Origin of the sequence: Siminovitchia sp. FSL H7-0308 (assembly GCF_037980985.1) — a bacterium.
Lineage (GTDB): Bacteria > Bacillota > Bacilli > Bacillales > Bacillaceae_C > Siminovitchia > Siminovitchia thermophila.
This window is the reverse complement of the sequence record NZ_CP150282.1, coordinates 3,149,271-3,173,192: the sequence shown is the minus strand read 5'-3', so window position 1 is coordinate 3,173,192 and position 23,922 is coordinate 3,149,271. Positions and strand designations below refer to the sequence as shown.

Here is a 23,922-nt window from a genome sequence, read left to right as displayed (position 1 = left end):
ATGGAAGAAACTCCTACTGAATGAAGTTTCACTTTATCCCGCACTAAGGTGCCGTAAGTCAAAATCTTGAGTGATGGAAAAGGCTAAGTGAGAGCAAACGGCACCTAAATGCCCGATTGGTTCAACTAACATTCAGCAGGAGTCCTACTGAATGAAGTTCACTTTATAGATGCAAATTTCCTCGGCAAATCTTACAGAGTACGTGGACGTAATAGGAATGAAGCGAATTGAACAGGTGGAAGAAGGCTTATGAAAAGAATGGATTGATCGGAATTACAGATTCGAAGAATCCCTATCTCTCAGCGGCATAAAACAGCAATCAGAATCAAGTAAACCTCTTCCTGGGTGACTCAATTGTCACATTAGAGTCACTTCATAGTCATGTTCAACCGATACACTATGTTTAGGATGTGAAAGGATGGAGGTTTCGTAATGGAGATTTTGCGAGTTGAACATTTATCAAAAGTATATGGAAAAGGGGAAACAGCCGTCAAGGCTTTAGACAATATTTCTTTTTCGGTCCAAAAAGGCGAGTTTGTCGCGATTATTGGGCCATCTGGCTCCGGGAAATCAACACTTCTGCATTTGTTAGGCGGGGTCGATCAGCCAACAAGCGGGAAAGTATTTGTTGATAATACGGATATATACCAATTAAATGAAACACAGCTGGCGATTTTTCGCCGTCGGCAAATCGGTTTGATCTATCAATTTTACAATTTGATTCCGGTGTTGACCGTTGAGGAAAATATCACATTGCCGCTTTTATTAGATGGGCATAAAGTGGATGAAAAGCAATTTCAAGATATTGTGAACCGCTTAGGATTAGAGAATCGACTGCATCACTTGCCCAATCAGCTTTCTGGCGGGCAGCAGCAGCGTGTTTCAATTGGACGGGCTTTGATTTGCAATCCAGCTCTCATGTTAGCCGATGAACCAACAGGAAACTTGGATAGTCAAAATAGTGCAGAAATTATTGAGCTATTAAAAATGTTCAATAAAACATATCAGCAAACCTTGATCATCATTACACATGATGAGCGCATTGCTTTACAAGCCGATCGGATTATCGCGATAGAAGATGGGAACATCAAAAAGGACGAGGTGGTTCGTCCATGAATATCGTGAATAAAGTAACGATCCGCCACTTGAAGGAAAATAAGCGGCGTACCCTTGTTACGATTATCGGTGTGATTATTTCTGTAGCGATGTTAACTGGCGTATCGACAATTGGTGTATCGTTTATGGACTTATTAAAAAGGCAAACAATTGCCGATAAAGGTGAATGGCATGTCTTGTATCGAGACGTGAATCCAGAGCAACTGGAAGCGATACAAAAAGACGAACAGACCAAAAAAGTGATTTTGTCGAAAGATATAGGCTATGCTTATTTAGAAGGAAGCCAAGATGAATACCGGCCATATGTATTTTTAAAATCGTATGACAAAGAAGGCTTTCAACATTTTCCGATTGAACTGTCAAGCGGGAGACTGCCAAAAAAGGAAAATGAAGTTGTGATTTCGGAGGAAATAGTCACCGAGGCACTGGTCAATTATAAAATCGGCAGTTCCATGAAGTTGGAAATTGGAAAAAGGGAGGCACCACAATCAGAAATAACAGGGCCTTTACAACAAGATTCTGCTTTAAATTATGATGAAAATGGTGAAGTCTCTGAACAATTAGTTGATCTGCAGGCGAAAGAATTTACGATTGTGGGAATCATGAAACGTCCTAAATGGGAGATTCCCTGGTCGCCGGGATATACTATCATATCCTATTTAAATGAGAATTCAATTGGAAAGGATGAGCCACTGAATGTCAGTGTCGTCTCCAAAAAATTAACCGGATCTTTTTACAAGGATACAGAGAAATTTGCCCAATCGATTGGCATTAGCGATTATGAAGTGAACATTGAGTTGCTTCGTTATTCCGGTGTGGTGAAAAGTGACGGCATGCGTCAAGCTCTTTATTCTGTTACCGCTGTGATCATGGCGATCATTCTTATCGGTTCCGTGTCCTTAATTTATAACGCCTTTGCGATTTCCGTTTCCGAACGCTCACGTCATTTAGGCATGATGGCGAGTGTGGGGGCAACGAAACAACAAAAGCGGAATTCTGTCTTTTTTGAAGGAATGGTTATTGGGTTAATTAGTATCCCGATCGGCATTTTAGCCGGACTTGGCGGCATAGCCATTACATTTATGTTTATTAATTCGCTGATCCAAAATGTATTTAGTGTAACGGTCCCATTAAAAGTAACTGTCACACCTGGCTCACTTATTGCCGCGGTGATCGTATCTGTTATAACTATATTTATTTCCTGTTTTCTGCCAGCCATTAAAGCGTCCCGCATTTCCGCCATTGATGCGATTAGACAAACTGCCGATGTAAAATTAACGGGTAAAGCGGTCAAAACTTCCAGGTTGGTGCGAAAGATATTTGGGATTGAAGCGGAAATAGGCTTGAAAAACTTAAAGCGCCATAAACGCAGATACAAAGCGACCATTTTTTCATTGGTCATTAGTATTGTTTTATTTTTGTCCGTCTCTTTCTTTACGGACAACTTGAAAAAAGCACTTTCCCTGCAACAAGAAAGGGTCAATTATGATATTCAGGTCGGTCTTGGCTATGAAGATGATGAACAATTTTTGCGCAATATCATAAAAACGGAAGAGATTACGGATTACAATTTCATCACAGAGTCCACCTTGGTTTCAATGGTTGAAGCTGATAAGGTGGCGGACCCCATTCGTGAGTGGGATGGTTTTGAAGACATGTTAGTAGATGGCAAATACCATTACAATATCAGATTACACGCTTTAAAGGATGAAAAATTACAGGCCTATGCGAAGCAGGCAGGAGCAAGCTTTGATGATTTAAAAAATGGTTCCTTCGCGATTTTGCATGACACCGTCCAATTTGGGGATGCAGGCACAGGGAAATATACAGAAACAAAGGCTATTCATCTGAAAGAAGGGGAGGAGCTTGAGCTTTTCAGGCCGATTGACGATGAAACAAATGAAACAGATGAAGAAGTAGAAACAGAAGAAACAGAAGAAGAAAAATTGCAATCTGTCGGTAAAATCAAGGTTGCCAAGTTTACGGACCAGGTGCCGATGGGAATAAAGCATGCCGAGCTTGGTGAATTAAATATGATCGTATCAGAGTCCACTTTCAAACAGTTTGGATTGTCAGAAGAAGAAAGTACCCCCTATTTATACTTAAATAGTACGGATCCCGTTAAAACACAGAAAAAGATAGAGGAAGTTCAAAGAATAAAACATTTTATCGCAAATCATTATCAAGAAAAACAACGGGATGAACAATTAATTTTGATTTTATCAGTGTTTACGTATGGATTTATTAGTTTAATAACCATTATTTCCATCGCCAATATTTTAAACACGATATCGACTAGTGTGTCGTTACGAAAACGTGAATTTGCGATGCTGAAATCGGTCGGGATGACACCGAAAGGCTTTAGTCGGATGATTCATTATGAAAGCATCTTTTATGGAATCAAAGCATTATTGTACGGATTGCCGTTGAGCTTCGTGGCCATGTACTGTATTTACTATGCTTTGGGACATGCGTTTTCCTACGATTTCTTTTTACCGTGGCTCAGTATTCTTTATGTCGTCATTGCTGTTTTTGTGATCGTTGGGATTTCCATGATGTATTCAAGCTCGAAAGTAAAAAAAGAAAATATTATCGACGCATTGAAACAAGAAAATATGTAAAAATAGGGCTGCCGACAAAAGTGATCAATCAGACTTTTGCCGGCAGCCTCTTTATGGGCTTCGCCCATTTTGCCCGTCCAGCATGTTGCTCCAAGATTTGTCTTCCAAAGGAGCCTGATCTAACCATAAAGCCTTGAATTATGTGTTGCGGTTCTATACATTTAATAATGAAGGAAATGCCGATCGCGCATGCTTTTTTCCGAAAAGGAATAAAGTGCTTTGGAGGACCTGCCCGTGATGAAAACATTTTTGGAAAACGATTCAAGAAAAAATGAATTATATAAGCAAGTATATAGGCACATTCATAAAAGAAATTTGGTTTCAAAGGCCGATTTGATTAATCTCGTGCAAACAAAACCGACAACCATGACAAGAATTCTTGATGAACTGCTGGAAAACGGCTTGATCAAAGAGGGAGGACTGGGCCCATCAAGCGGGGGCAGGCCTCCGATTTTATATAAGATAAATGAATCTGCGGCTTGGCTGATCGGTGTTGATATATCCAGAACGGAAACGAGAATAGTTTTAACGGACCTTACATTTGCAATCATGAAAAGTCATATGATCCCAATGACAAAAGCTCATACGCCAGATGTTGTGTTTGCTGAAATTCATGAAGTGATTCATAAATGGCTTCATCAGTATAAAATCTCTTTTGCGCAATTACTTGGGATTGGGGTCGGGGCGGTTGGCCCGATTTTACGCTCTGAAGGAACGTTGTTACATCCGGAATCTTTCCTGGCAAAAGGGTGGGAAAGGGTAAGCATTCCCGAACAGCTTTCCCGTTTTCCGGTCCGCATCATCGTTGATAACGGAGCCAACAGCGGAGCAGCTTCCGAGTTTTTTGTTCATCGGGAAATGTATCGGCGAATTTTGTATTGCATTATGGGATTTGGAATTAGATGCGGCTTTTTATATGAGGGAAGTCCTTTTTATACCGGCAAAGGAGATGCCAGCGCCCTCGGCCACATCATCGTAAAGGCAGACGGAAAAATATGTATTTGCGGCAAGCAAGGCTGTTTGACGGCTTATTCCTCCTATCCAGCCATGCTGGATGAATACAAGAGAGCAACCGGCCTGGAAATAGATATTGGCCAATTGGTGAAACTGGTGAAGGCGGGGGACCGAACGGCCTTATTTATCGCCAAAAAGAGCGCTTATTATCTTGGGGTCGGGTTGGCAAATATGATGAATGCGTTAGGACCCGATCTTATCGTTCTCCACGGTATGCTTGTTTATGAGACGGACTTTTTCTTTGAAGAGACCGTAACCAGTGCCCGTGCCCACACGTTTATGCCGGAAACTGTTTCCACTTTATTTAAAAAAGGTTCGCTCAAAGAAGAAGCAATCGCTTTGGGAGCCGCAATCCAAGTATATGAATCATATTTTTAATCAACTAAGTGGATTTTGAACGAAAAGCCGACGATCCTGCGGGGATTGCTTGAGCGGAAGCCCCCGTAGAAGCGATGAGGAGGCTAAAACGGATCTGCAAAAAACGCTCGCCCCAGTATCTGTTATGCGTCAGAAATGAAATTAATTCAACTTAGAAAGGGGGCGGCAGTATATGAAGGAGAATCGGACTGGAACCCTTCTCCAAATATGTTGGACATTTATGAAAATCAGCCCTGTTACGTTTGGGGGCGGGTTTGCGATGATGCCGCTCATGCAAAAAGAAATCGTTGACAAACGAAAATGGATGAGTGAAGAAGAAATTGTTGATGCCTTTGCGCTTGGACAATCGGCACCGGGGTCGGTAGGGGTTAATTCTTCAGCTTTTATCGGATACCGGATCGCCGGTTTAAAAGGAGCGCTGGCCGCGACAGTCGGAATGATGACGCCGACATTTTTCATTGTCATTGTGTTAAGTTTGCTCTTTTTAACGGTGCGGGATCACGATTTCGTCGAAGCGGCCTTTCGAGGAATTCGCCCCGCCGTTGTAGCGCTTATCGTATATGCGGCTATTACTGCTGCAAAATCTTCCATTTTGGATAAAAGTACTTTCGGTTTAGTGGTGATTGCGCTGTTCTTATTAATTGTCTTCCATGCCCATCCGATTGTTTTAATTTTTGCCGGAATGATCTCCGGTGTTGCGATCCATCGCGTAAAAAGGAAGAGAAAAAACGTGTCCGCATGCAAGTCACAATCGGAAGGGAAGGCTGATTAGATGCTGTTGGATCTGTTTTTGACCTTTTTGTTAATCGGCTTTGTATCTTTTGGGGGCGGATATGCGATCATACCGATGATTCAGCTTGAAGTGGAGCGCCATGGCTGGATGACTTCCCAAGAACTGATCGATGTTATCGCGGTGGCGGGCATGTCCCCAGGACCAATCGCCACAAATACAGCGGTTTTCATTGGATTTCATGTGGCGGGGTTTTGGGGCGGAGCAACGGCGGCCCTTGCCATGACACTGCCTTCCGTTTTGATCGTTCTTTTGCTTGCTTCTTTTTTTTACAAAATCAACGAGGCTCCTGTTGTTCAATCCGCTTTTTACGGCATGCGCCCGATCATCACGGCACTGATCATCTTTGCCGCTTTTTCATTTGCCCAATCAAACGGGCTGCTCGCTTTTACAAAAGATTCTTTGATTGGAGGTCTGCTCTTTTTACTTTGCTTACTTGCTTTGCTGAAATACAAATGGCATCCGATGTTGGTCATCGTGGTCGCCGGAGGGCTGGGCATTCTTCTTTACTAAATGGCATAACAAAGTTGCGCCTCTTTCGTTGCTGGGCTAATCTAGTATCACCAGGCCAGGCAACAATCAAGGGAGGTGCATGTTTCTGTTTAAAAAGACTGCTCTGTTACTCGCAATCTTTTATCTGTTCTTTTTTGTTACAGCATTAGCAGACACTGATCAGGAAGTAAACGGCGGTAAAGAGACGGTGCCTGACATTCGGGAACAACACGTTCTGTTAGTAGGATTCGATCCGAATTTTCCCCCATACCAGTTTGAAAAAGATGGCGAATACACCGGATTCAATATCGATTTTATGAATAAAGTGGCCAAGCACAGCGGTTTTCGTGTGAAATATATCCCGATGAATGTTGAAAAGAGCATTGAAGCGTTGCAAAAACAGGAAATAGACATCATACTCGGGGTTCCCTTTACGGGGGATTTAAGTGAGCGTGTGGAATTTTCCGAACGGTACATCGTGTCTGCAGCGGGTGTGCTTGTCCCAAAGAACAGCCCGGTACAAAGTGTAACCGATTTGCAAGAACAGCGGATTGCGATTCAATATCGGACGCCGGAATATGATTTTTTACGAAATATCCGGGATATCCATTACCATTCGGCCCATCAGCCTAAAACAGCTATCAACATTTTGTTTAAAGAGCGTGCTGACGCTTTTGTTGGAAACTATATTACTGCGAAATATTTTTTGGAAGAAAATGGATTGGAAGACAAATATCAGTTGATCAACACCCATTTGCTCCCCCTCGAATACTCTTTTGCCGTTCAAAAGGGAAACTACTCGTTGCTGCACCAACTAAACCTTGGAATCCGGCAAATCAAACTGACGGAAAGTTATTCCGATATCTATCATAAATGGTTCGAGAATTTTGAATCGCCGCTAAGTGAAAAATTGAAGAAAATAAGGGAATTTCTCATATTTATTGTCATTTTCGCTATTGTAGTATTTTTAGTCGTTTATAAGTGGAACCGCGAACTGGAGAAAGAAGTGGCTTTAAAGACGCATGATTTGCAAATGATGAATGAATCTTTAAAGCGGCAAATTCAAAAAACCAAAAACAGTGACCAACTAAAAGAACAGATTCTGGAGTCAAGCGCGCGGGGGGTTATCACTTTTTCCCTGTACGGATACATTACATCCATTAATAGAATGGCCATGAATATGCTCGGTGTAGAACAGAAGCCGACCGGCAGGCACATGAATGAATTTTCTTTCCTGTCCAAGATGCTGAAAGGGCGAAAACACGCTGTGCTTGGTTCTGGTAAAAATATTATGGGAGAGGAATTAAAAACCACATCGCCAAGCGGGGCACCCGCCATTATCCGATATGACATCCATCCTCTCTATGATATTGACCAAAGCATTTCAGGAGTATTGCTCATGTTTGAAGACGTTACAGTTGAAAAACAATTAAAGGACCAATTACAAGAGGAGGAAAAAAGCCGGGCACTCATTCAATTAGTAGCCGGAATTGCCCATGAGATTCGAAACCCGCTCACTTCTATCAAGACATTTGTCCAACTCATTCCAAAAAAAATGGAAAATGCGCGGTTCAGAAATGAAATAGCAACGCTTGTCCCAAAGGAAATTGATCGGCTCAATCAACTAATTGAAGGGTTAATCCATTACGCCAAGCCGGTTTCCAAGGAGAAAAAACGGTTTGATATCGGGCCATTATTGAAAAACGTCATTCGATTGTTTAAACAGAATATGGAAAATAAAAATATCAAAATCGAATATGACATTGTGCCGAATCTTTGGATTGAGGCCGATGAAAGCCAGGTGAAGCAAGTATTGATCAACCTTTTTTTAAATGCCATTGAATCAATGGAACATGTGCGGCGAGAAAAAACATTATATGTAAACGCTTTATGTTTGGGAGATGAAGCCGTCATCACTATTAGAGACAAAGGGGAAGGCATGACGGCTGAACAGGCAAAGAAGATTTTTGAGCCCTTCTATACTTCCAAAGAACATGGCACCGGATTGGGCCTTTCACTTTCCAAACAATTTGTCATTGAGAATAACGGGAGTCTCGCTTTGGAGAGCAAGCTCGGGGAAGGGAGCACTTTTATTTTAAAATTCCCAAAAAAGGAGAGCAGGCATCATGAAATTGTTAATCATTGATGATGAAGCAGCCATTTGCTCATCCCTCCAATTTGCATTGGAAGATGATTTTGATGTACAAGCTACGACTGATCCATTAGAAGGATTACAATTGATCAAGCAGGAAGAAGTGGATCTCTGTTTACTCGATTTAAAGTTGGGGCATACAGATGGATTACAAGTATTGGAAGATATAAAGAATATCCAGCCTGAAACGATTGTCATTATGATGACAGCCTACGGTTCCATTTCGTCTTCTGTTGAAGCCATTAAAAAAGGGGCGTATTCGTATCTTACCAAACCTCTTCATATGGAAGAATTGTTTTCCGTTCTTAAGCAGGCGGCAGAATTTTTACAGTTAAATAAAAGGGTTGAACAATTAAGCCAGGAGCTGGAAAAAAGATATGCTTTTGAAGGAATGATCGGAACATGTCCCAGTATGAAAAAAGTGTTTGAACTGATTGATAAGGTAAAAGATATTGATTCTACTATTTTGGTAACTGGCGAGAGCGGGACGGGAAAAGAGTTAGTTGTCAGAGCCATTCACTTTTCGGGTAAAAGGAAAAAAGAGCATTTCGAGGTTGTCAATTGCTCCGCCATTCCCGAACAATTACTGGAAAGTGAGTTGTTTGGCCATGAGAAAGGCGCATTTACAGGGGCTTTGTATAAAAGAGAAGGAAAATTTCAGTTGGCGCAAAAAGGAACTATTTTTTTGGATGAAATAGGGGATATGCCACTTTCCTTGCAGGCCAAACTGCTTCGCGTCATCCAGCAGAGGGAAGTTACTCCATTGGGCGCGGACAAGGCGATAAAACTTGATGTGCGGATTATTGCCGCGACCAATAAAGATTTAAAAAAAGCGGTTGAAGAAGGAACATTTAGAGAAGATCTATACTACCGTTTGAATGTGATGGAAATCCGTATGCCGCCTCTTCGGGAAAGGCGGCAAGATGTGCCGCTTTTACTGAATCATTTTATTGCAAAGTTTAACAAAGAAATGAACAAACAGGTAGAAGGCTTTTCCGAGCAGGCATTAAAATGGCTGATCAACTATCATTTTCCGGGAAATATTAGAGAATTGGCGAATATCGTCGAATCGGCCATGATTGTCGTACAAGGAAAAACGATTCAGTTACATGATTTGCCAAACCGCTTCATCGACGAAACAAAAGCTGGCGGCGCTCTTCGACAACATGTCGATACGGCAATCGACACCCTCGTTGGCTTGCCGTTAAAAGAAATTGAAGAACAAGTAATTCTCGCTACACTGAAAAGGAATGAAAACCACAGAAAAAAAACAGCAAAAATGCTGGGAATTAGCGAGAGAGGTTTGCGGGAAAAATTAAGATGTTACAAAGAAAGCGGCAAAACATTCCGGTAAGCGGAAAAATTTGCCGCTTTCTAACGCTCTTTTTTATGTAAGCGCTATATATAACAAGAGAATTGAAGATGGCATGTTTTTTGCAATTTTGACAATGAGCGAACAAACAATAGAAAGAGGGTCAAAAAAATGAAAAAAATATCGGCTTTATGTTTTGTTTTCATTCTGTTTTTGGCTGCCTGCGGGGGTGGTGAGAAGACTTCCGGAGGAAAAGATAATGGAAAAGACGGAGAGGCTTCATTTGAAGATTTATTTGTGACGATTGCGACCGGAGGTACTTCTGGAGTGTATTACCCGTTGGGAGGAGCACTTGCCACGCTTTTGCAGGAACAGTTGGGAGCGGATGCCTCTGTACAGGCGACACAGGCATCAGTAGAAAATGTCAACCTTGTTTTAAGCGGAAGGGCGGAACTTGCTTTTATTACGGGAGATACTGGATTCCAGGCATATGAAGGAACAGGCGCTTTTGAAGGCGAAGACCCGAAGAAAGATTTAAGGTCGCTTGCGGCATTTTATCCAAATTATCTGCACATTATTACGACAGCAGACTCCGGTATTGAGTCTTTTAGCGACTTAAAAGGAAAAAAAGTGGCGGTGGGAGCACCAAATTCAGGAACAGAGTTGGCTGCCCGCGTCTTATTTGAAGGGCATGGGTTGAGCTATGATGACATTACACCAGACTACTTATCTTTTGCGGAATCGGTAGAACAAATGAAAAATGGCATTGTTCATGCCGCGGTGCTCAGCAGCGGCATTCCCAACTCGGCCATCATGGACTTGGAAACATCTCATGGCGTAAAAATCATTCCGATAGAAGATGATGCCATGGAATATTTGACGAAAGAGTACTCATACTTGGGTAAAACTGTTATCCCGGCCGGAGCATACAGCAATAAAGAGGACGTTCCAGCTATTTCCATTACCAATGCCATGATTGTCAGTAAAGATTTAACAGAGGAAGAAGTCTATCATATGACGAAAGCGATTTTTGAAAATCTCGATGTGTTAAAAGATGCCCATAGCGCGGCAGAAGACATTGATATCCAACATGCGACAGAAGGTTTGGGCATTCCGCTTCATCCTGGTGCGGAAAAGTATTTTAAAGAGGAAGGCGTATTAAAATAGAAAGCATTCATTGGCGGCCCCTCTTTCGAAAAAATGTACTTTTGTTCAGCGCAATAGCTGTCTGCCTTATGCTTATCAATTTATTATTTGGAATGAAGAAGCCGCTCCAACTCGTGATCTGTGACAAGGACACAGCTGCGGAATGTGTAAGAGAAACAGTTTACCCCGGAGATGAAATTGTTATCCATTGGCGGCATTCTGTTGAAAAAACAATCTGGGAAGAAAAGTTGTTAATTGAAAAAAACAAGACTTTTACATTAATTGAAACGAAGTTTCAATCTTTTGGGGCCGGCGTACCGAATGAAAAGGAAGGAAGCGTGAAAGTGGAAGATGGATTTGTCATTATGGGGGATTTAAATGAAACGAAACCCGCATACTACTGGATCCATTCACAAATTGCCGAGCTGACCGTTTTGCTAAACGGAAAAAAGCTCCTCCTTCCTGAAGCAATTCCCCATCATCATAAAGTGGAAATGACAATAGAAAAGGGGTGAGGTAATGGAGAAAGCAGCAAATCAAGACGAGCATACTCCAGATGGACATTTGAAAATTTTAGAAAAATACGATACGGAATCTCGGTTCAGGGTATTTAAAAATAAAAAAATGACACTCGTTATCACTCTGATTGCCGTCGGTTTTTCCTTATATCATTTATATACTTCGGTATTGGGAGCTCCTCCAACATTAAAACATCGTTCGGTACATGTTGCGTTCGTATTGGCGCTCATCTTTTTGCTTTATCCCGCCCGCAAAAAAGGGAGCCGCAGCAAGCTTGTTTGGTATGATGTGATTTTGGCGCTTTTATCGGTGGCGACAAGCGTTTATCTTTTTGCGGATTATTTAGGGATCATTCAGCGGGGAGGGATACCTAACAATACCGATATTGTATTTGGTGTACTACTTGTGGTGCTCGTACTGGAAGCGGCAAGAAGGGTAACAGGATGGGCACTGCCGGTTTTGGCCGTTCTCTTTTTCTTGTATGCGTTATATGGGAGAAATTTTTCAGGCATATTCAGGCATCGCGGTTATGAGTGGGACATGGTCGTCAACCAGCTTTATGTGACAACAGAGGGAATATTTGGAACCGCCATCGGTGTTTCCGCCACTTATATTTTTCTGTTCATTTTATTTGGTGCCGTGCTCGGCAGGTCGGGAATGGGACAATTTTTCAATGATTTTGCCCTGGCGGTTGCGGGCCACACAAAAGGCGGACCCGCGAAAGTAGCTGTTTTGGCGAGCGGCATGCTTGGCAGTATTAACGGCTCGGCCATCGCAAATGTAGTGACGACCGGGGCTTTTACGATTCCGCTGATGAAGCGAATCGGTTACAAGAATAACTTCGCCGGTGCTGTAGAAGCGACCGCCTCCGTCGGAGGGCAAATTTTGCCGCCGATCATGGGAGCCGCCGCCTTTATCATGGCAGAAGTATTGAGTATTCCGTATTCTACCGTTGCCCTTGCAGCCATTTTACCGGCGGCTTTATATTATTTGGGCATCATTACACAAATTCACCTTCGCGCCTCCAAAGAAGGATTGGAGGGAATCAAGCGTTCAGAGTTGCCGACAATATCAGAAGTGATGAAAGAAAGAGGACATTTGTTTTTGCCGCTCGTATTTTTAATCTATATGCTCTTTTTCAGCGGAAAGACAATCATATTCGCCGCCTTTTGGACGATTATCATCACTGTCCTTGTTGCCCAATTAAGAAAAACAACCAGAATGTCTTTTAAAGATATTGTGGGCGCTTTGGAAGATGGGGCACGATCCGCGTTGTCGGTAGCGATTGCGTGTGCCGCCGTGGGCATTATTGTCGGGGTCGCAACATTAACCGGCTTTGGCTTAAAGCTCGCAAATGGGATCGTTGCGATAGGTGGAGAAAGCTTAATGTTGACTCTTATCTTCACGATGATCGCCTGTATCATTTTGGGAATGGGACTGCCCAGTATCCCCACATACATCATTACTGCGACTATGGCCGCTCCTGCCCTTGTAAAATTGGGCGTTGAACCATTCGTCGCTCATATGTTTGTCTTTTACTTCGGATTGTTTGCAAACCTGACCCCTCCAGTGGCGCTCGCCGCTTTTGCTGCGGCAGGTATTTCAGGGGGAAGTCCGATGAGAACCGGCTTTGTGTCGATGAAACTGGCCATCGCCGGGTTTATCGTACCGTATATTTTTGTTTACAACAATGCATTGCTCATGATAGATACAACCTTTTTCGAAGGAGCGGTCGTAACACTCACTTCCATCACGGGTGTCATCATGCTCGGAATCTCTGTGGAACGCCACTATTTCGTTCCGCTCAGTTGGCCGCTTAGGATCGTTATGTTCCTGGGCTCCATCATGCTGATTACGCCAAACATGCTTCAAGACTTGGCCGGCTTAGTGATCTTAATCATTATAACGATCCTTCAATGGATGAAAATGAAAAAGAATCATCACGAACTTACGGCTGCATCCTAACTGGGATGTGGCTAGCCCTTCAGCTTGCAAAGGAAGTGGATGGCAAGCCGTGAGCGAATCTGAACATGACGAGGCATTACTTGGATCGGCGAGTGAATTGGAAAAGTGGACATTCGTGTCAGAAGTCGCGAGTGAGACTAAAAAATGGACAGTGACTTCTAGAAGTCAGCTGGTAAGTCGGAGAAGTGTATAGTGATTTCCAGAAGCCGCAAGCGATTCTTAAAAATGGATAGTAACTTTCAGAAGTCGCAAGTAAGCCAGAAAAGAGGATAGTGACTTATAGAAGTCGCAAGTGAGTCTTAAAAATGGATGGTGACTTCTAGAATTGAAAAGTAACTTCCAGAAGTTGCTAGTAAATCGGAGAAGTGGCTAGTGACTTCTAGAAGTGGCGCGTGAGTAGTAAAAGAGGATAGTAACTTCCAGAAGTGGCTAGTAACCGAAAAAGTGAATAGTAAATCGAAAAAGTCGCTGGTTAACCCCAAAAAAGACGAGTAAATCCCAAAGGGTGTAACGATTTGCTGTCATTAAGCTTTTGAGGGTTTATCGACAATTTGAAGAGGCTGAAACAAAAGTGTTTATAGCCAAAGAAAAATCCGAACGATGATGCAAAATTCTTTCGTTAGAATTCGAATTCGTTCGGATTTCTTTTTTTCCCCGCATGTAAGGTGCCATATATACGACTTCAAGGCACAAAGGGTCTAAGTGGGAGAAAACGGCACCTACATGCCCGATTCGTTCAACTAACATTTAGTAGGAGATGGAAAAAAACGCCTACTGAAGGAAGTTTCACTTTATGGATCTACGGATTCCAGTAAAAAATATTTTTAGAGGAATACATGCAACATCGTAATGAACTTGTAAACGGAGTAATAGGGGATATCTTAACGCTGGATCATGAGAACTTCCGTGTAAGACAACATCTGCAATATGTGGAAAAATTTAAGAATCGGGATAATTGGCAGGTGCTTTCTGTTCTGGATACAAACGAAATCAAAGACCATATTTCTCCAATCATCGCTCCTTTTGATGATGATGAATTTGCTAAACGCTTTGATTTAGTGATGTACACGATAGAATTAGCCAAACTGCAAGCGAATAATGCAACAAAGCCAATTCGTAGTGTTGTGCAAACAGCAGAAGCATTATCCAAGTTAGGTACGATTCCGCAAGTACTAGAGCAAAAATACGTCATTGACAAAGTGCTAACCGAAGAATTTTGGGATAGTGCGGATATATTTGAATTAGATTCCGTACGAGAAGCATTAAGAGATTTAATTAAGTTTATTCAAAAGGAAACACAAAAGATTTATTATACGAATTTTCAAGATCAGGTTATAGAAGTTAAAGAGAATGGCCCGATGTTCCATGTGAATGACTTACAAAGTTATAAGAAAAAAGTTCATCATTATTTAAAAGATCATAAAGATCAAATGGCCATTTATAAACTAAATCATAATAAGCCCTTAACCAAACAAGATGTAAAAACATTGGAAGAAATACTGTGGCAGGAACTTGATACGAAGGAAGACTATGAAAAGGATTTTGGTGAAACCCCAATTACCAAACTTGTCCGGCAGATTGTTGGGCTAGATCCGCAAGCAGCTAATGCCGCTTTCTCGGGATTCCTATCTGAAAATCGTTTAAATATGAACCAAGCTCGGTTCGTAAAACTTATTGTTGATTACGTTGTGAAAAACGGCACGCTTGATAAGAAGGTACTCCAACAAGAATCATTCAGAACGGTTGGCAGTATCGTGAGTTTGTTTAAAGATAATATGGATGATGCCAGGAAAATTCTTGAAGTTATTGATGAAATGAATCGAAATGCGGAAGAGATTAATAGTGGGGCTTAGATAATGATTCATTAGATCTGCCTCAAGGGGGCTGCTGTCTAAAAAATTTAAAATTGAAAAACCAAGAATGCTCTTTTACGGCATTCATTGGTTTTCTTTAATTTTCCCCCATACCTTACTGAAGGAGAATAAAAGGAGTTGACATTTAATCGCACCCGTACACTCTTGGTATTGTTGAAAATTCGTGTTTCACTCTGTTGGAGTTAGGAAATTCCTAAAGTATAAAAAAATTGAAGACATGTTGTGCTGAGTGAGATTCCACCTCACTTAACACAACATTAGAACAAGCTACACGGATTCTTTGTTTTAACGCTTTTTCATGATTTGACTTGTAGCATAGTAGGAGAGGCAACTACACCTTTTTCTGCAGTTTTAACGGGTTTGTTTGTATCATTTGTCTCTTTCGCCAAAGCAGGAACGGCTAGCAATAAAACTGACATTGTTAACAGACTGAACAAAGTAATTTTTTTCATAGTAATTCCTCCGATATTTTGATAATTTTGTCTTTAGCCAAATGAGCGTATTCAAAATAATACGCGGCTTTTTCAAAATCAGCCTTACTTTTATAATATTCCGCGATTTCAAGTGAAAGATCGGCTGTTTCTGTCCAAAGTTCCATGTCATCGAGGACATGCAGATTTTTTCTCACTTCTTGGTCATTTTGTTTTGCATATAAAGCGTATACCAGTTTTAACTTGGCCAGATATTCTTGTTCTCCTTCATCCGTGGCTCTTTTGAGCGCTTTTTCGTACCATGACTGGGCAGCATCATAATCTCCCAGTTGAAACAGAAGTTTGCTTATCATATAAGTAGAGCGGACGGCGACAAATGATTCTACATGTTCAGGAATGCTTAAAGCTTGTTTAAAACAGTTCGCAGCTTCTCTGAACATTTTTTGCCGTTCAAAGCAGATGCCAAGATTAAAAAGCGTCAAACTTTCGGTGTATCGGAAACCGTTTTCTTTCGCGATAGCATGTGCCTTCTCATATTGTTTTTGAGCTTGTTTGTGTAGCAACATATCGAGTTTATTTAAACCTAACAGCATTTCACAGTTAATCATGTTTTCTTTATAGATGTCGTGCGCTTTGAATATGTCGTATGCGATTTTAGTGTGTGTGATTGAAAAAAAATGTTGATCGATTCGATAGTATGCAATCGCGAGCCGATAGTGGAATTCAGCTTTCTCAATGTCATCAGGTACTTTTTCCAGCTGTTTTTCAGCCATTTTATAGTTGATGATCGCGTTGATGTAGCGTTTTTTGTAAAATTCATACATGCCGGAGAAAAAATAATAATAATAGTGAATCAGGTTATCGGTGCTTTCTTCTAAAGCTTTCGCTTTCACCTTGTCTAGTAACTTTCCGGATTCTTTATATTCCTCTGTCATAAGTTTATAGCGCGAGTCAATCAAGTTGAAGTAGAGTAACACATTTTGATTTTCTTCCATGCCTGGCAACATGTTTTTAATCTCTTCTTGCATGGCGACGGCTTTGGAAACGTTGCGCTGTTTGATAACTTCGTACCAGTCGCTTATGGCTTGTCCCACTTCTTCAAAAGCTATCGTGCTCAACTTTGTTCAATCCCCTCCTTTCTTTTTGGTTTTAAATGAATTATTAGTATTTTCATTTAATATTATATCTAACATTCGGCAAATTGCAAGGAATTTTTTGAAAAAACAATAAAAATTTAGCTTATGCATGGTTATATCAAACCTATTAAACCGAGGATCTGCCTCGTTTAACACGTTATGTGTTAGCATTTCTTCCTTATGATCTTCTTTTCAACATGCCTCGTATAACGGGCATTATTGCTATGAATGTTGTGATTCAATAACTTGATAATCGAGTAAAAGGCAGGCTATAAAAGTGGAGATCAAAGTTCGAAATATGAACCTTGTTGTTGTAAAAAAATTTGATTTTTTCTCATTTGGATATAAATATTCAGAATTTTTATTGTTCCATAAATTTTCTTTTGTTATACTAACACTATATCCACATGATCTAAAGAAATAAATCGCAATTATATTGAATAACATTTTATGAGTACGCTTTTATGAAAACGCTATCAAAAAAGGGGGAATAAAGATGCATAGGAAAAGAAGGTTGGGTTTCCTGGTGCTGATGATGGTGGTTATGTTGACTCTGGCCGCATGCGGGGGAGCCGGAGAGAAGAAAAAAGTGGCGATAGGACCTCCAGCCAGTGAGACAAACACTGCTTCGAAGTTGATTTTAGACGCGTATGGGATTGAAGAAGGGCATTTTGAAGAATTTCAGGAAGGATTTGGTGACGCGGCAGAAGGGGTACAGGATGGGAATATTGATGTGTCCGTTGGCATTCTTGGGTTGCCTGCCGGAAGCATCGAGAGCCTCCAAGCATCTGTAGGGGATGTGAAAATGCTTGAGCTTTCAGATGAAGCCATTCAATACATTGAAGAAAACAGCGGTTATAAAAGGTATACGATACCGAAGGATACGTATGATTTCCTTGATTCGGATATAGAAACAGTGACAGCTTACGCTATATTAATGGGAAATACGAATACGATTGACGAGGAACTTGGTTATGAGCTGGCCAAAACGATGATTGAAAAAGCGAGTGAAAATACACACGCCCAAGCGGTACACATGACGCTTGAAAATGCGTTAAAAGGCGCCGAAGGGATGCCGATCCATCCCGGTGCGAAAAAGTATTATGAAGAGCAGGGAATAACAGTGGATAATCCAGTAGCGGAATTGAAGGCTGACAAGGGAGATAGAAAACAAGAATTGATTTTGGGGACGGGAAGCCAAGGTGGCACCTATTACCCGCTCGGTGGAGAAATGGCCAATATTTGGAATAAGTATTTGGACGGCATTAATATTACAAATACTGAAACTGGCGCATCCATTGAGAATCTGTCCAGCATTCGCGATGGCAATATGGATCTGGGCATGACTGTGCATGTACCAGCTCTTGCGGCTGTAAAGGGAGAAGGGGACTTTGAAGGTGCCGAAGTGGGAAATGCGGCATTTATCGGCCATATTTATCCTGAAGTCATTCAAATTGTGACTCGTGAAAAAACGGGAATTAACAGTTTGGAAGATTTAAAACAATAATCGTCATTGAAAAAATAAGTGAAAAATAGAATTGTCGTAAAGGAAATGCAGAAACTTCACCAATTAACAAGAACGCAAAAAGCTTTTTTCAGTTGTGTGCATGACAGGCGTATTACATCAATACGCTGAGAAAAGAAGTTTTTTAACGTTAAAACACACTATTTAATGAAGGAAAGAGATGATTTGAAGTGGTCATCTCTTTCTTGCCTATTACTTCTAAAGGTGGTGGCTTGTGCGCATGAACGAAAATCTCAATAAAAATGCCCAGGAAATCCTGGAGAGATATGATAGAGAAAGTCAATTTAGACAAAGAATAGGGAGGTGGAAATGGGTAGTCACATTTTTAGGTGTTTATTTGACGGTCTTTCACTTATATACGGGCTACTTTGGCACACTCCCTTCTCAAAAGCAAGGAGCTGTCCATCTGGGAACAGCCTTGGGAATCATTTTTTTGTTATATCCGGCCAAAAAAGGTATGCACCGGTTACAAAAAAATGTGCCATGGTATGATGTTGTGTTGGCTTTTACGGCCATGTATGTTACCTACCATAAAATCATTTTTTTCGACGCCCTCTTAAAAAGCCGTGTGACAGGGTACAGCACAATCGACATTATTATTTCCGCCATCGGCATTTTACTCGTATTGGAGGCAACCCGCAGAACAGTCGGCGTACCGATTGTTGTAGTGGCGAGCATTACGATTTTGTATGCCATTTTTGGCAAGCACATTCCAACTACGATATTATCCCATCCGGGTTTTTCGGTTGACAGGATTGCACCCAACATCTGGTATCAGGAAAGTGGTGTTTTCGGAACCCCGATTCAAATTTCAGCAAAATTTATATTCCTATTTTTATTTTTCGGGGTCATGTTGATTCATACGAAAATTGGTCAGTTTTTTAATGATTTGGCTTTTTCTTTGACAGGACGATTTACGGGAGGGACGGCAAAAACAGCGGTGGTAGCAAGTGCCTTGCAAGGAATGGTCTCCGGAAGTTCTGTCGGAAATACGGTTGCCTCAGGATCTTTTACGATTCCCATGATGAAAAAGTCCGGATTCAAGCCGGAGTTTGCCGGCGCGGCAGAAGCCTCTGCTTCAACAGGAGGACAAATCATGCCGCCCATTATGGGGGCTGCCGCTTTTATTATGATGGAATATTTGGGTGTTCCTTACTCGACCATCATGCTGGCAGCGATCATTCCAGCAACATTGTATTTTACCGGAATCTTCATCGGCACCCACTTCGAAGCAAAAAAGCTGGGTATTTTTGGAATGAAAAAGTCTCAGCTTCCTGTATTTAAGGATTTAATGCTTCGCAACGGCTATATGTTGCTTCCGATCATTCTCATGATCGGCACCATTCTTTCAGGATTTACGCCGCAGCGTGCCGCGATGTTGGGGATCGGCGCCGTTTTCGTCATCAGTTTTTTTCAAAAAGGCACAAGGCTTTCTTTCCGGAAAATCATTCATGTTTTGGAGCAGGGGGCAAGGGTAGCCCTCCCGGTCATTGCCGCGGTTGCTACCGCGGGGATTATTGCGGGAGTCGTCAGTATTACGGGACTAGGCGCCAAATTTGCAGCAGGGATCATCGCCTTATCCGGAGGACACTTGATTTTGGCACTTTTTTTTACAATGATTGCTTGTATCGTCCTTGGGATGGGCCTTCCGACGACGGCCAACTATGTCGTGACAGCAACGGTAGCGGCCCCGGCGCTTATTAATGAATTTGGACTCGCACCTATTGCCGTCCACCTGTTTGTGTTTTACTTTGGTATTGTCGCTGATATTACGCCGCCGGTTTGTTTGGCTGCTTATGCCGGAGCGGGGATTGCCCGGGCCAATCCATTTAAAACCGGAGTAACGGCCGTAAAATTGTCTATCGCGGCATTTATCGTTCCGTATATTTTTATTTATAATCCCATATTTGTGTTGGTGGACGTTACACCACTAAAGCTCATCATTGCTTTAATGGGCGCTATCGTCGGCATGATTGCCGTCAGCAGCGCCGTTATCGGCCACTTTTATCGCAATTCCCTTCCTTGGGAGCGCATGGTCCTGTTTGCCGGCGGCATCATGATGATTTTCCCCGAAACCATTTCGGATTTGGTTGGCGCCGCCCTGATCATCGGAATATGGTTTATACAAAAACAACGAAAGGATGTTGAGAGGGAAAGCGCGAATGAGAGGGCTTCCGTATAGCGTTTGTCATGGTCTGCAAAGGCGTAAAGCAGCCTGCGCAGACAACGCCTCCATGGAGAATTTGTTTGGCATTTTAAAGCAAGAAATGTATTATGGGGAAAAACTAGTAAGCTATGAGGAGAATAGAAGACTATATCTACGGGTATAACAATGAACGATCCAAAGAAAAATTGACTGGACTAAGTCCGGTCCAATACCGAACTCAATCCAGCCGATCAGCTGCATAATTTAAGGGTGATCCCAATGTAAATACCTTGATTTTACGCGGTTTTTCGCATTTTGCAAGGAATTTCAATTTGTTTTCTACTTACGTCCCAGCTTCAACTTATAGATGGCCAAGGGTTTATTCAAGTATGATTGTAAATCCTTCACTCTATCAATCTATTTTTACTTTAAATACCAATGTCAAGAAGGTTTTCAGCCGCAGAGCAAATGGTATTTCACTTTACAAATCTATATTACTTCTAAATACCAACGCCAAGGGAAAAGAGAATGACTGCGAGAATGACGGTGATGATGGGAACGGCCACTGTCATAGCTCCAAACGCGGGGTATGCGTCTTTATGAGTTTCCCCTGATATCGCCCTTATTGTCGTCACGGCATATCCGCCATGCGGAAGAGAATCGAGTGTACCCGATGACATGGCGACCGTCCGGTGCAGCGCTTCTGGATTGACACCCATATCTAAATAAAAAGGTCCTAAGATGGGCAAAGCAATCGATTGTCCGCCAGATGACGAACCTGTTAGTCCCGCGATTACCATGACTGCCAAGGCCCCTCCAATCAATGGATCTCCGGGAATACTTGTCATGAAATCAACTGCGGATTCAAAAGCAGGGGTTATTTTGGCAACTCCCCCAAAACCTACAACAGCAGCCGTATTTCCGATGGCAATGAGAGCGCCTATCGTACCTTCGCCCACCGCAGCCGAAAAGTTTCTAAAATACTTTCTATTTAATATCCATGTTGAAAGAATACCGCTAAGCAACGCTAGTATAAGTGCCGACTGGGCTAATGTATCATGAAAAATGAAAGAAACGATCAAAACAAATAATAAAGGAATCAAACTGATAAGTGGATGCGGCAAATCGTTTCTGATTTCGGTATGATCGGTGGCCCTCTCCATAAAATGTTCACCGTTCCTAACGGCTTTTCTGATCATTTTCATCAGCCACCAATAGCCGAAAATAAGCATAAACATCGCGGTGATGAAACTTACTTCCCATCCGGCATATGGGCTTGTACCCAGGTAGGGGATTGGAATCCAATTTTGAATTTCGGGTGAACCCGCAGATGTCATTGTAAACGTCGTGGAACCAAAGGCCATTGCGGCAGGAATAAATCTCCTGGGCAAATTGGCTTCCTTGAATAAGCTAACTGCCATAGGATAGACTGCAAAGGCTACCACAAACAAGCTGACTCCGCCATATGTCAGTACGGCACAGGCAAGGATGATGGCGAGCACAGCCTTTTTCATACCGATTTTTTCGACAATCCAGCGGGAAACGCTATCTGCTGCCCCGCTGTCTTCCATTACCTTTCCGAAAATGGCCCCTGCCAAAAACATCAGATACCATGATGATATAAATCCGGCGAAACCATCCATATATCCAGTGATAAAGTCCGTCTGGTCTTCAGAAGCAAACGGGGGAAAGAGAGGGATTCCATTCAACACTGCTACGAAAAATGCCGAAAGGGGAGCAACGATCAGAAGATTCATCCCTCTCATCACAAGAACGGTTAATAAAATCAGTCCGCCAATCAATCCGAACATATTGATCATAAAAGGCACCTACTTTTTTAAAAAAACATATATTATTTCCCTTTGTTTCCATATTTCCGAACGCGCAGTAAAGCCTGCTCCGCGTGACCGGAAAAATCCTCCAGTTGGCATAGCCTCGCCGCATATTCTCCAATAAAGGCGCTTTGTTCTTTGGAGGTGATTTTTTGATAAGTAACCGTTTTAAGGAACTTTCCTACCCAAAGTCCGCCTGTATATCTGGCCGCTCTTTTTGTCGGCAACGTGTGGTTTGTTCCGATTACTTTATCTCCATAAGCTACATTTGTCTCAGGACCCAAGAACAAGCAACCGTAATTTGTCATATTCTCCAAAAAGAAATCAGGATTTTTTGTAAGGACTTCCACATGCTCAAATGCTAATTTATCAGCTTCTACTAAAGCTTCTTGTTCATTTTTCACCAGAATAATTTGTCCATAATCCTCCCATGACGCTTTGGCCACATCGGCAGTAGGCAATATTTCCAACTGTCTCTTGATTTCCTCGAGGGTTTGTTCGGCAACTTTTCTGGATGTGGTAATTAACGCTCCTGGTGAAGTTGGTCCGTGTTCACCTTGCCCAAGCAGATCCGTTGCGATCATTTCCGGATCACTTGTTTCATCGGCAATCACCAATGTTTCCGTGGGACCTGCAAACAAGTCAATACCTACACGGCCGAAGAGTTGCCGCTTGGCTTCCGCGACGAAGGCGTTACCAGGGCCCACAATCATATCCACCGGTTCAATGCTCTCGGTTCCGATAGCCATTCCAGCCATTGCTTGGATACCGCCAAGAATATAAATTTCATCCGCCCCTGCTTTATGAATGGCATAGACCGTCGCGGCCGGAATTTGTCCATTAATAGGAGGGGTACAGGCAATAACTCTTTTGACTCCGGCTACTTTTGCGGTTAGCACACTCATATGAGCGGAGGCTACCATTGGGTAACGCCCGCCAGGAATATAACATCCTACACTGTTTACCGGGATGTTTTTATGCCCGAGAATAACATTTGGCATTATTTCCACTTCGATATCTTGCATCGATTTTCTCTGTTCTTCTGCAAATCTTCTTATATTACTTTGGGCAAATTCAATATCTTTGACCGTTTGTTGAGGAATGGAAGATACGATTTCATTGATTTGATCATTACTTAACCGAAAGCTGTTCGGGTTCCAATGATCAAATTTAAGTGACAATTCCCTGATTGCCCGATCTCCTTCTACTTCGATTCTCTTAATGGTAGAGCTTACAATTTGAGAAATTTTCTCATCGTCTTGTTGAATTTCTTCTGCTACTTTCCCTTTCTTTAAAAAAGTTGCCATTTTTTTCTCTCCCTTTTGGTGCATACGTATGCAAAGTGGGGCAATAGAGGGTTGCATACGTATGCAATTCAAAATATATGTTTAAAATACTATATTAACCGTTTTCACTTGTCAACATGTTTTTATGAAAGCGATAAGAAGCCCCGCGTAAGGGGGAGTGTCCCGC

At 42.0% G+C, this 23,922-nt stretch carries 16 protein-coding genes and 2 pseudogenes; 14 read left to right on the top strand and 4 right to left on the bottom strand.

Annotated features, from left to right (window positions below; genetic code table 11):
• Positions 1–432: 432 nt before the first annotated feature.
• From MHB50_RS15040 to MHB50_RS14990, 11 genes and pseudogenes are all read left to right on the top strand, one after another.
• On the top strand, positions 433–1,116 hold the full coding sequence (locus MHB50_RS15040) for an ABC transporter ATP-binding protein (protein ID WP_340084095.1): 684 nt from the start codon (positions 433–435) through the stop codon (positions 1,114–1,116).
• Positions 1,113–3,737 carry an ABC transporter permease gene (locus tag MHB50_RS15035; protein WP_340084094.1) on the top strand — a complete coding sequence of 875 codons (2,625 nt, stop codon included), beginning with the start codon at positions 1,113–1,115 and terminating at the stop codon, positions 3,735–3,737. Before MHB50_RS15040 ends, MHB50_RS15035 begins: the two co-directional genes overlap by 4 nt.
• A gap of 237 nt (positions 3,738–3,974) precedes the next feature.
• Positions 3,975–5,129 carry an ROK family protein gene (locus MHB50_RS15030; protein ID WP_236016996.1) on the top strand — a complete coding sequence of 385 codons (1,155 nt, stop codon included), beginning with the start codon at positions 3,975–3,977 and terminating at the stop codon, positions 5,127–5,129.
• A gap of 172 nt (positions 5,130–5,301) precedes the next feature.
• Positions 5,302–5,901: a chromate transporter gene (locus MHB50_RS15025; RefSeq protein ID WP_077113099.1), complete on the top strand. Its 600-nt coding sequence runs from the start codon at positions 5,302–5,304 to the stop codon at positions 5,899–5,901.
• Positions 5,902–6,432: a chromate transporter gene (locus MHB50_RS15020; RefSeq protein WP_077113100.1), complete on the top strand. Its 531-nt coding sequence runs from the start codon at positions 5,902–5,904 to the stop codon at positions 6,430–6,432.
• Between the two features lie 79 nt (positions 6,433–6,511).
• The gene (locus MHB50_RS15015; RefSeq protein ID WP_340084093.1) at positions 6,512–8,557 is read left to right on the top strand and encodes a transporter substrate-binding domain-containing protein; all 2,046 of its coding nucleotides are present in this window, start codon (positions 6,512–6,514) and stop codon (positions 8,555–8,557) included.
• Positions 8,538–9,917, top strand: a complete 1,380-nt coding sequence (locus tag MHB50_RS15010) for a sigma-54 dependent transcriptional regulator (protein WP_340084092.1) — start codon at positions 8,538–8,540, stop codon at positions 9,915–9,917. The genes MHB50_RS15015 and MHB50_RS15010 overlap by 20 nt, the downstream gene beginning before the upstream one ends.
• A gap of 129 nt (positions 9,918–10,046) precedes the next feature.
• Entirely contained in the window at positions 10,047–11,042 is a 996-nt protein-coding gene (locus MHB50_RS15005) for a TAXI family TRAP transporter solute-binding subunit (protein WP_339164563.1), read from the top strand.
• A gap of 68 nt (positions 11,043–11,110) precedes the next feature.
• Positions 11,111–11,536, top strand: a complete 426-nt coding sequence (locus tag MHB50_RS15000) for a DUF1850 domain-containing protein (RefSeq protein WP_340084091.1) — start codon at positions 11,111–11,113, stop codon at positions 11,534–11,536.
• Between the two features lie 4 nt (positions 11,537–11,540).
• Positions 11,541–13,505: a TRAP transporter permease gene (locus MHB50_RS14995; RefSeq protein WP_340084089.1), complete on the top strand. Its 1,965-nt coding sequence runs from the start codon at positions 11,541–11,543 to the stop codon at positions 13,503–13,505.
• 827 nt (positions 13,506–14,332) lie between these two features.
• A pseudogene (locus MHB50_RS14990) lies at positions 14,333–15,358 on the top strand (type I restriction-modification enzyme R subunit C-terminal domain-containing protein); the annotation flags it as partial.
• A gap of 317 nt (positions 15,359–15,675) precedes the next feature.
• Here MHB50_RS14990 and MHB50_RS14985 read toward each other — a convergent pair.
• A complete protein-coding gene (locus MHB50_RS14985) occupies positions 15,676–15,831 on the bottom strand; it encodes a hypothetical protein (protein WP_339164555.1) in 156 nt (51 codons plus the stop codon).
• On the bottom strand, positions 15,828–16,928 hold the full coding sequence (locus tag MHB50_RS14980; RefSeq protein WP_339164553.1) for a tetratricopeptide repeat protein: 1,101 nt from the start codon (positions 16,926–16,928) through the stop codon (positions 15,828–15,830). Before MHB50_RS14980 ends, MHB50_RS14985 begins: the two co-directional genes overlap by 4 nt.
• A gap of 514 nt (positions 16,929–17,442) precedes the next feature.
• Between MHB50_RS14980 and MHB50_RS14975 the strand changes: the two genes are divergently transcribed.
• The 3 genes and pseudogenes from MHB50_RS14975 to MHB50_RS14965 form a co-directional block, all read left to right on the top strand.
• Positions 17,443–18,453 (top strand): TAXI family TRAP transporter solute-binding subunit, encoded by a 1,011-nt coding sequence (locus MHB50_RS14975; RefSeq protein WP_339164552.1) that lies wholly within the window; start codon positions 17,443–17,445, stop codon positions 18,451–18,453.
• Between the two features lie 238 nt (positions 18,454–18,691).
• Positions 18,692–20,653: a TRAP transporter permease gene (locus MHB50_RS14970; RefSeq protein ID WP_340084088.1), complete on the top strand. Its 1,962-nt coding sequence runs from the start codon at positions 18,692–18,694 to the stop codon at positions 20,651–20,653.
• 40 nt (positions 20,654–20,693) lie between these two features.
• Positions 20,694–20,880, top strand: a pseudogene (locus MHB50_RS14965) (IS3 family transposase); the annotation flags it as partial.
• 237 nt (positions 20,881–21,117) lie between these two features.
• Here the strand turns inward: MHB50_RS14965 and MHB50_RS14960 are convergent.
• Together MHB50_RS14960 and hisD are read right to left on the bottom strand one after the other, a co-directional pair.
• On the bottom strand, positions 21,118–22,437 hold the full coding sequence (locus MHB50_RS14960; protein WP_339164549.1) for an SLC13 family permease: 1,320 nt from the start codon (positions 22,435–22,437) through the stop codon (positions 21,118–21,120).
• A gap of 32 nt (positions 22,438–22,469) precedes the next feature.
• Positions 22,470–23,756 carry a histidinol dehydrogenase gene (gene hisD, locus MHB50_RS14955; RefSeq protein WP_340084085.1) on the bottom strand — a complete coding sequence of 429 codons (1,287 nt, stop codon included), beginning with the start codon at positions 23,754–23,756 and terminating at the stop codon, positions 22,470–22,472.
• Between the last annotated feature and the right edge of the window lie 166 nt (positions 23,757–23,922).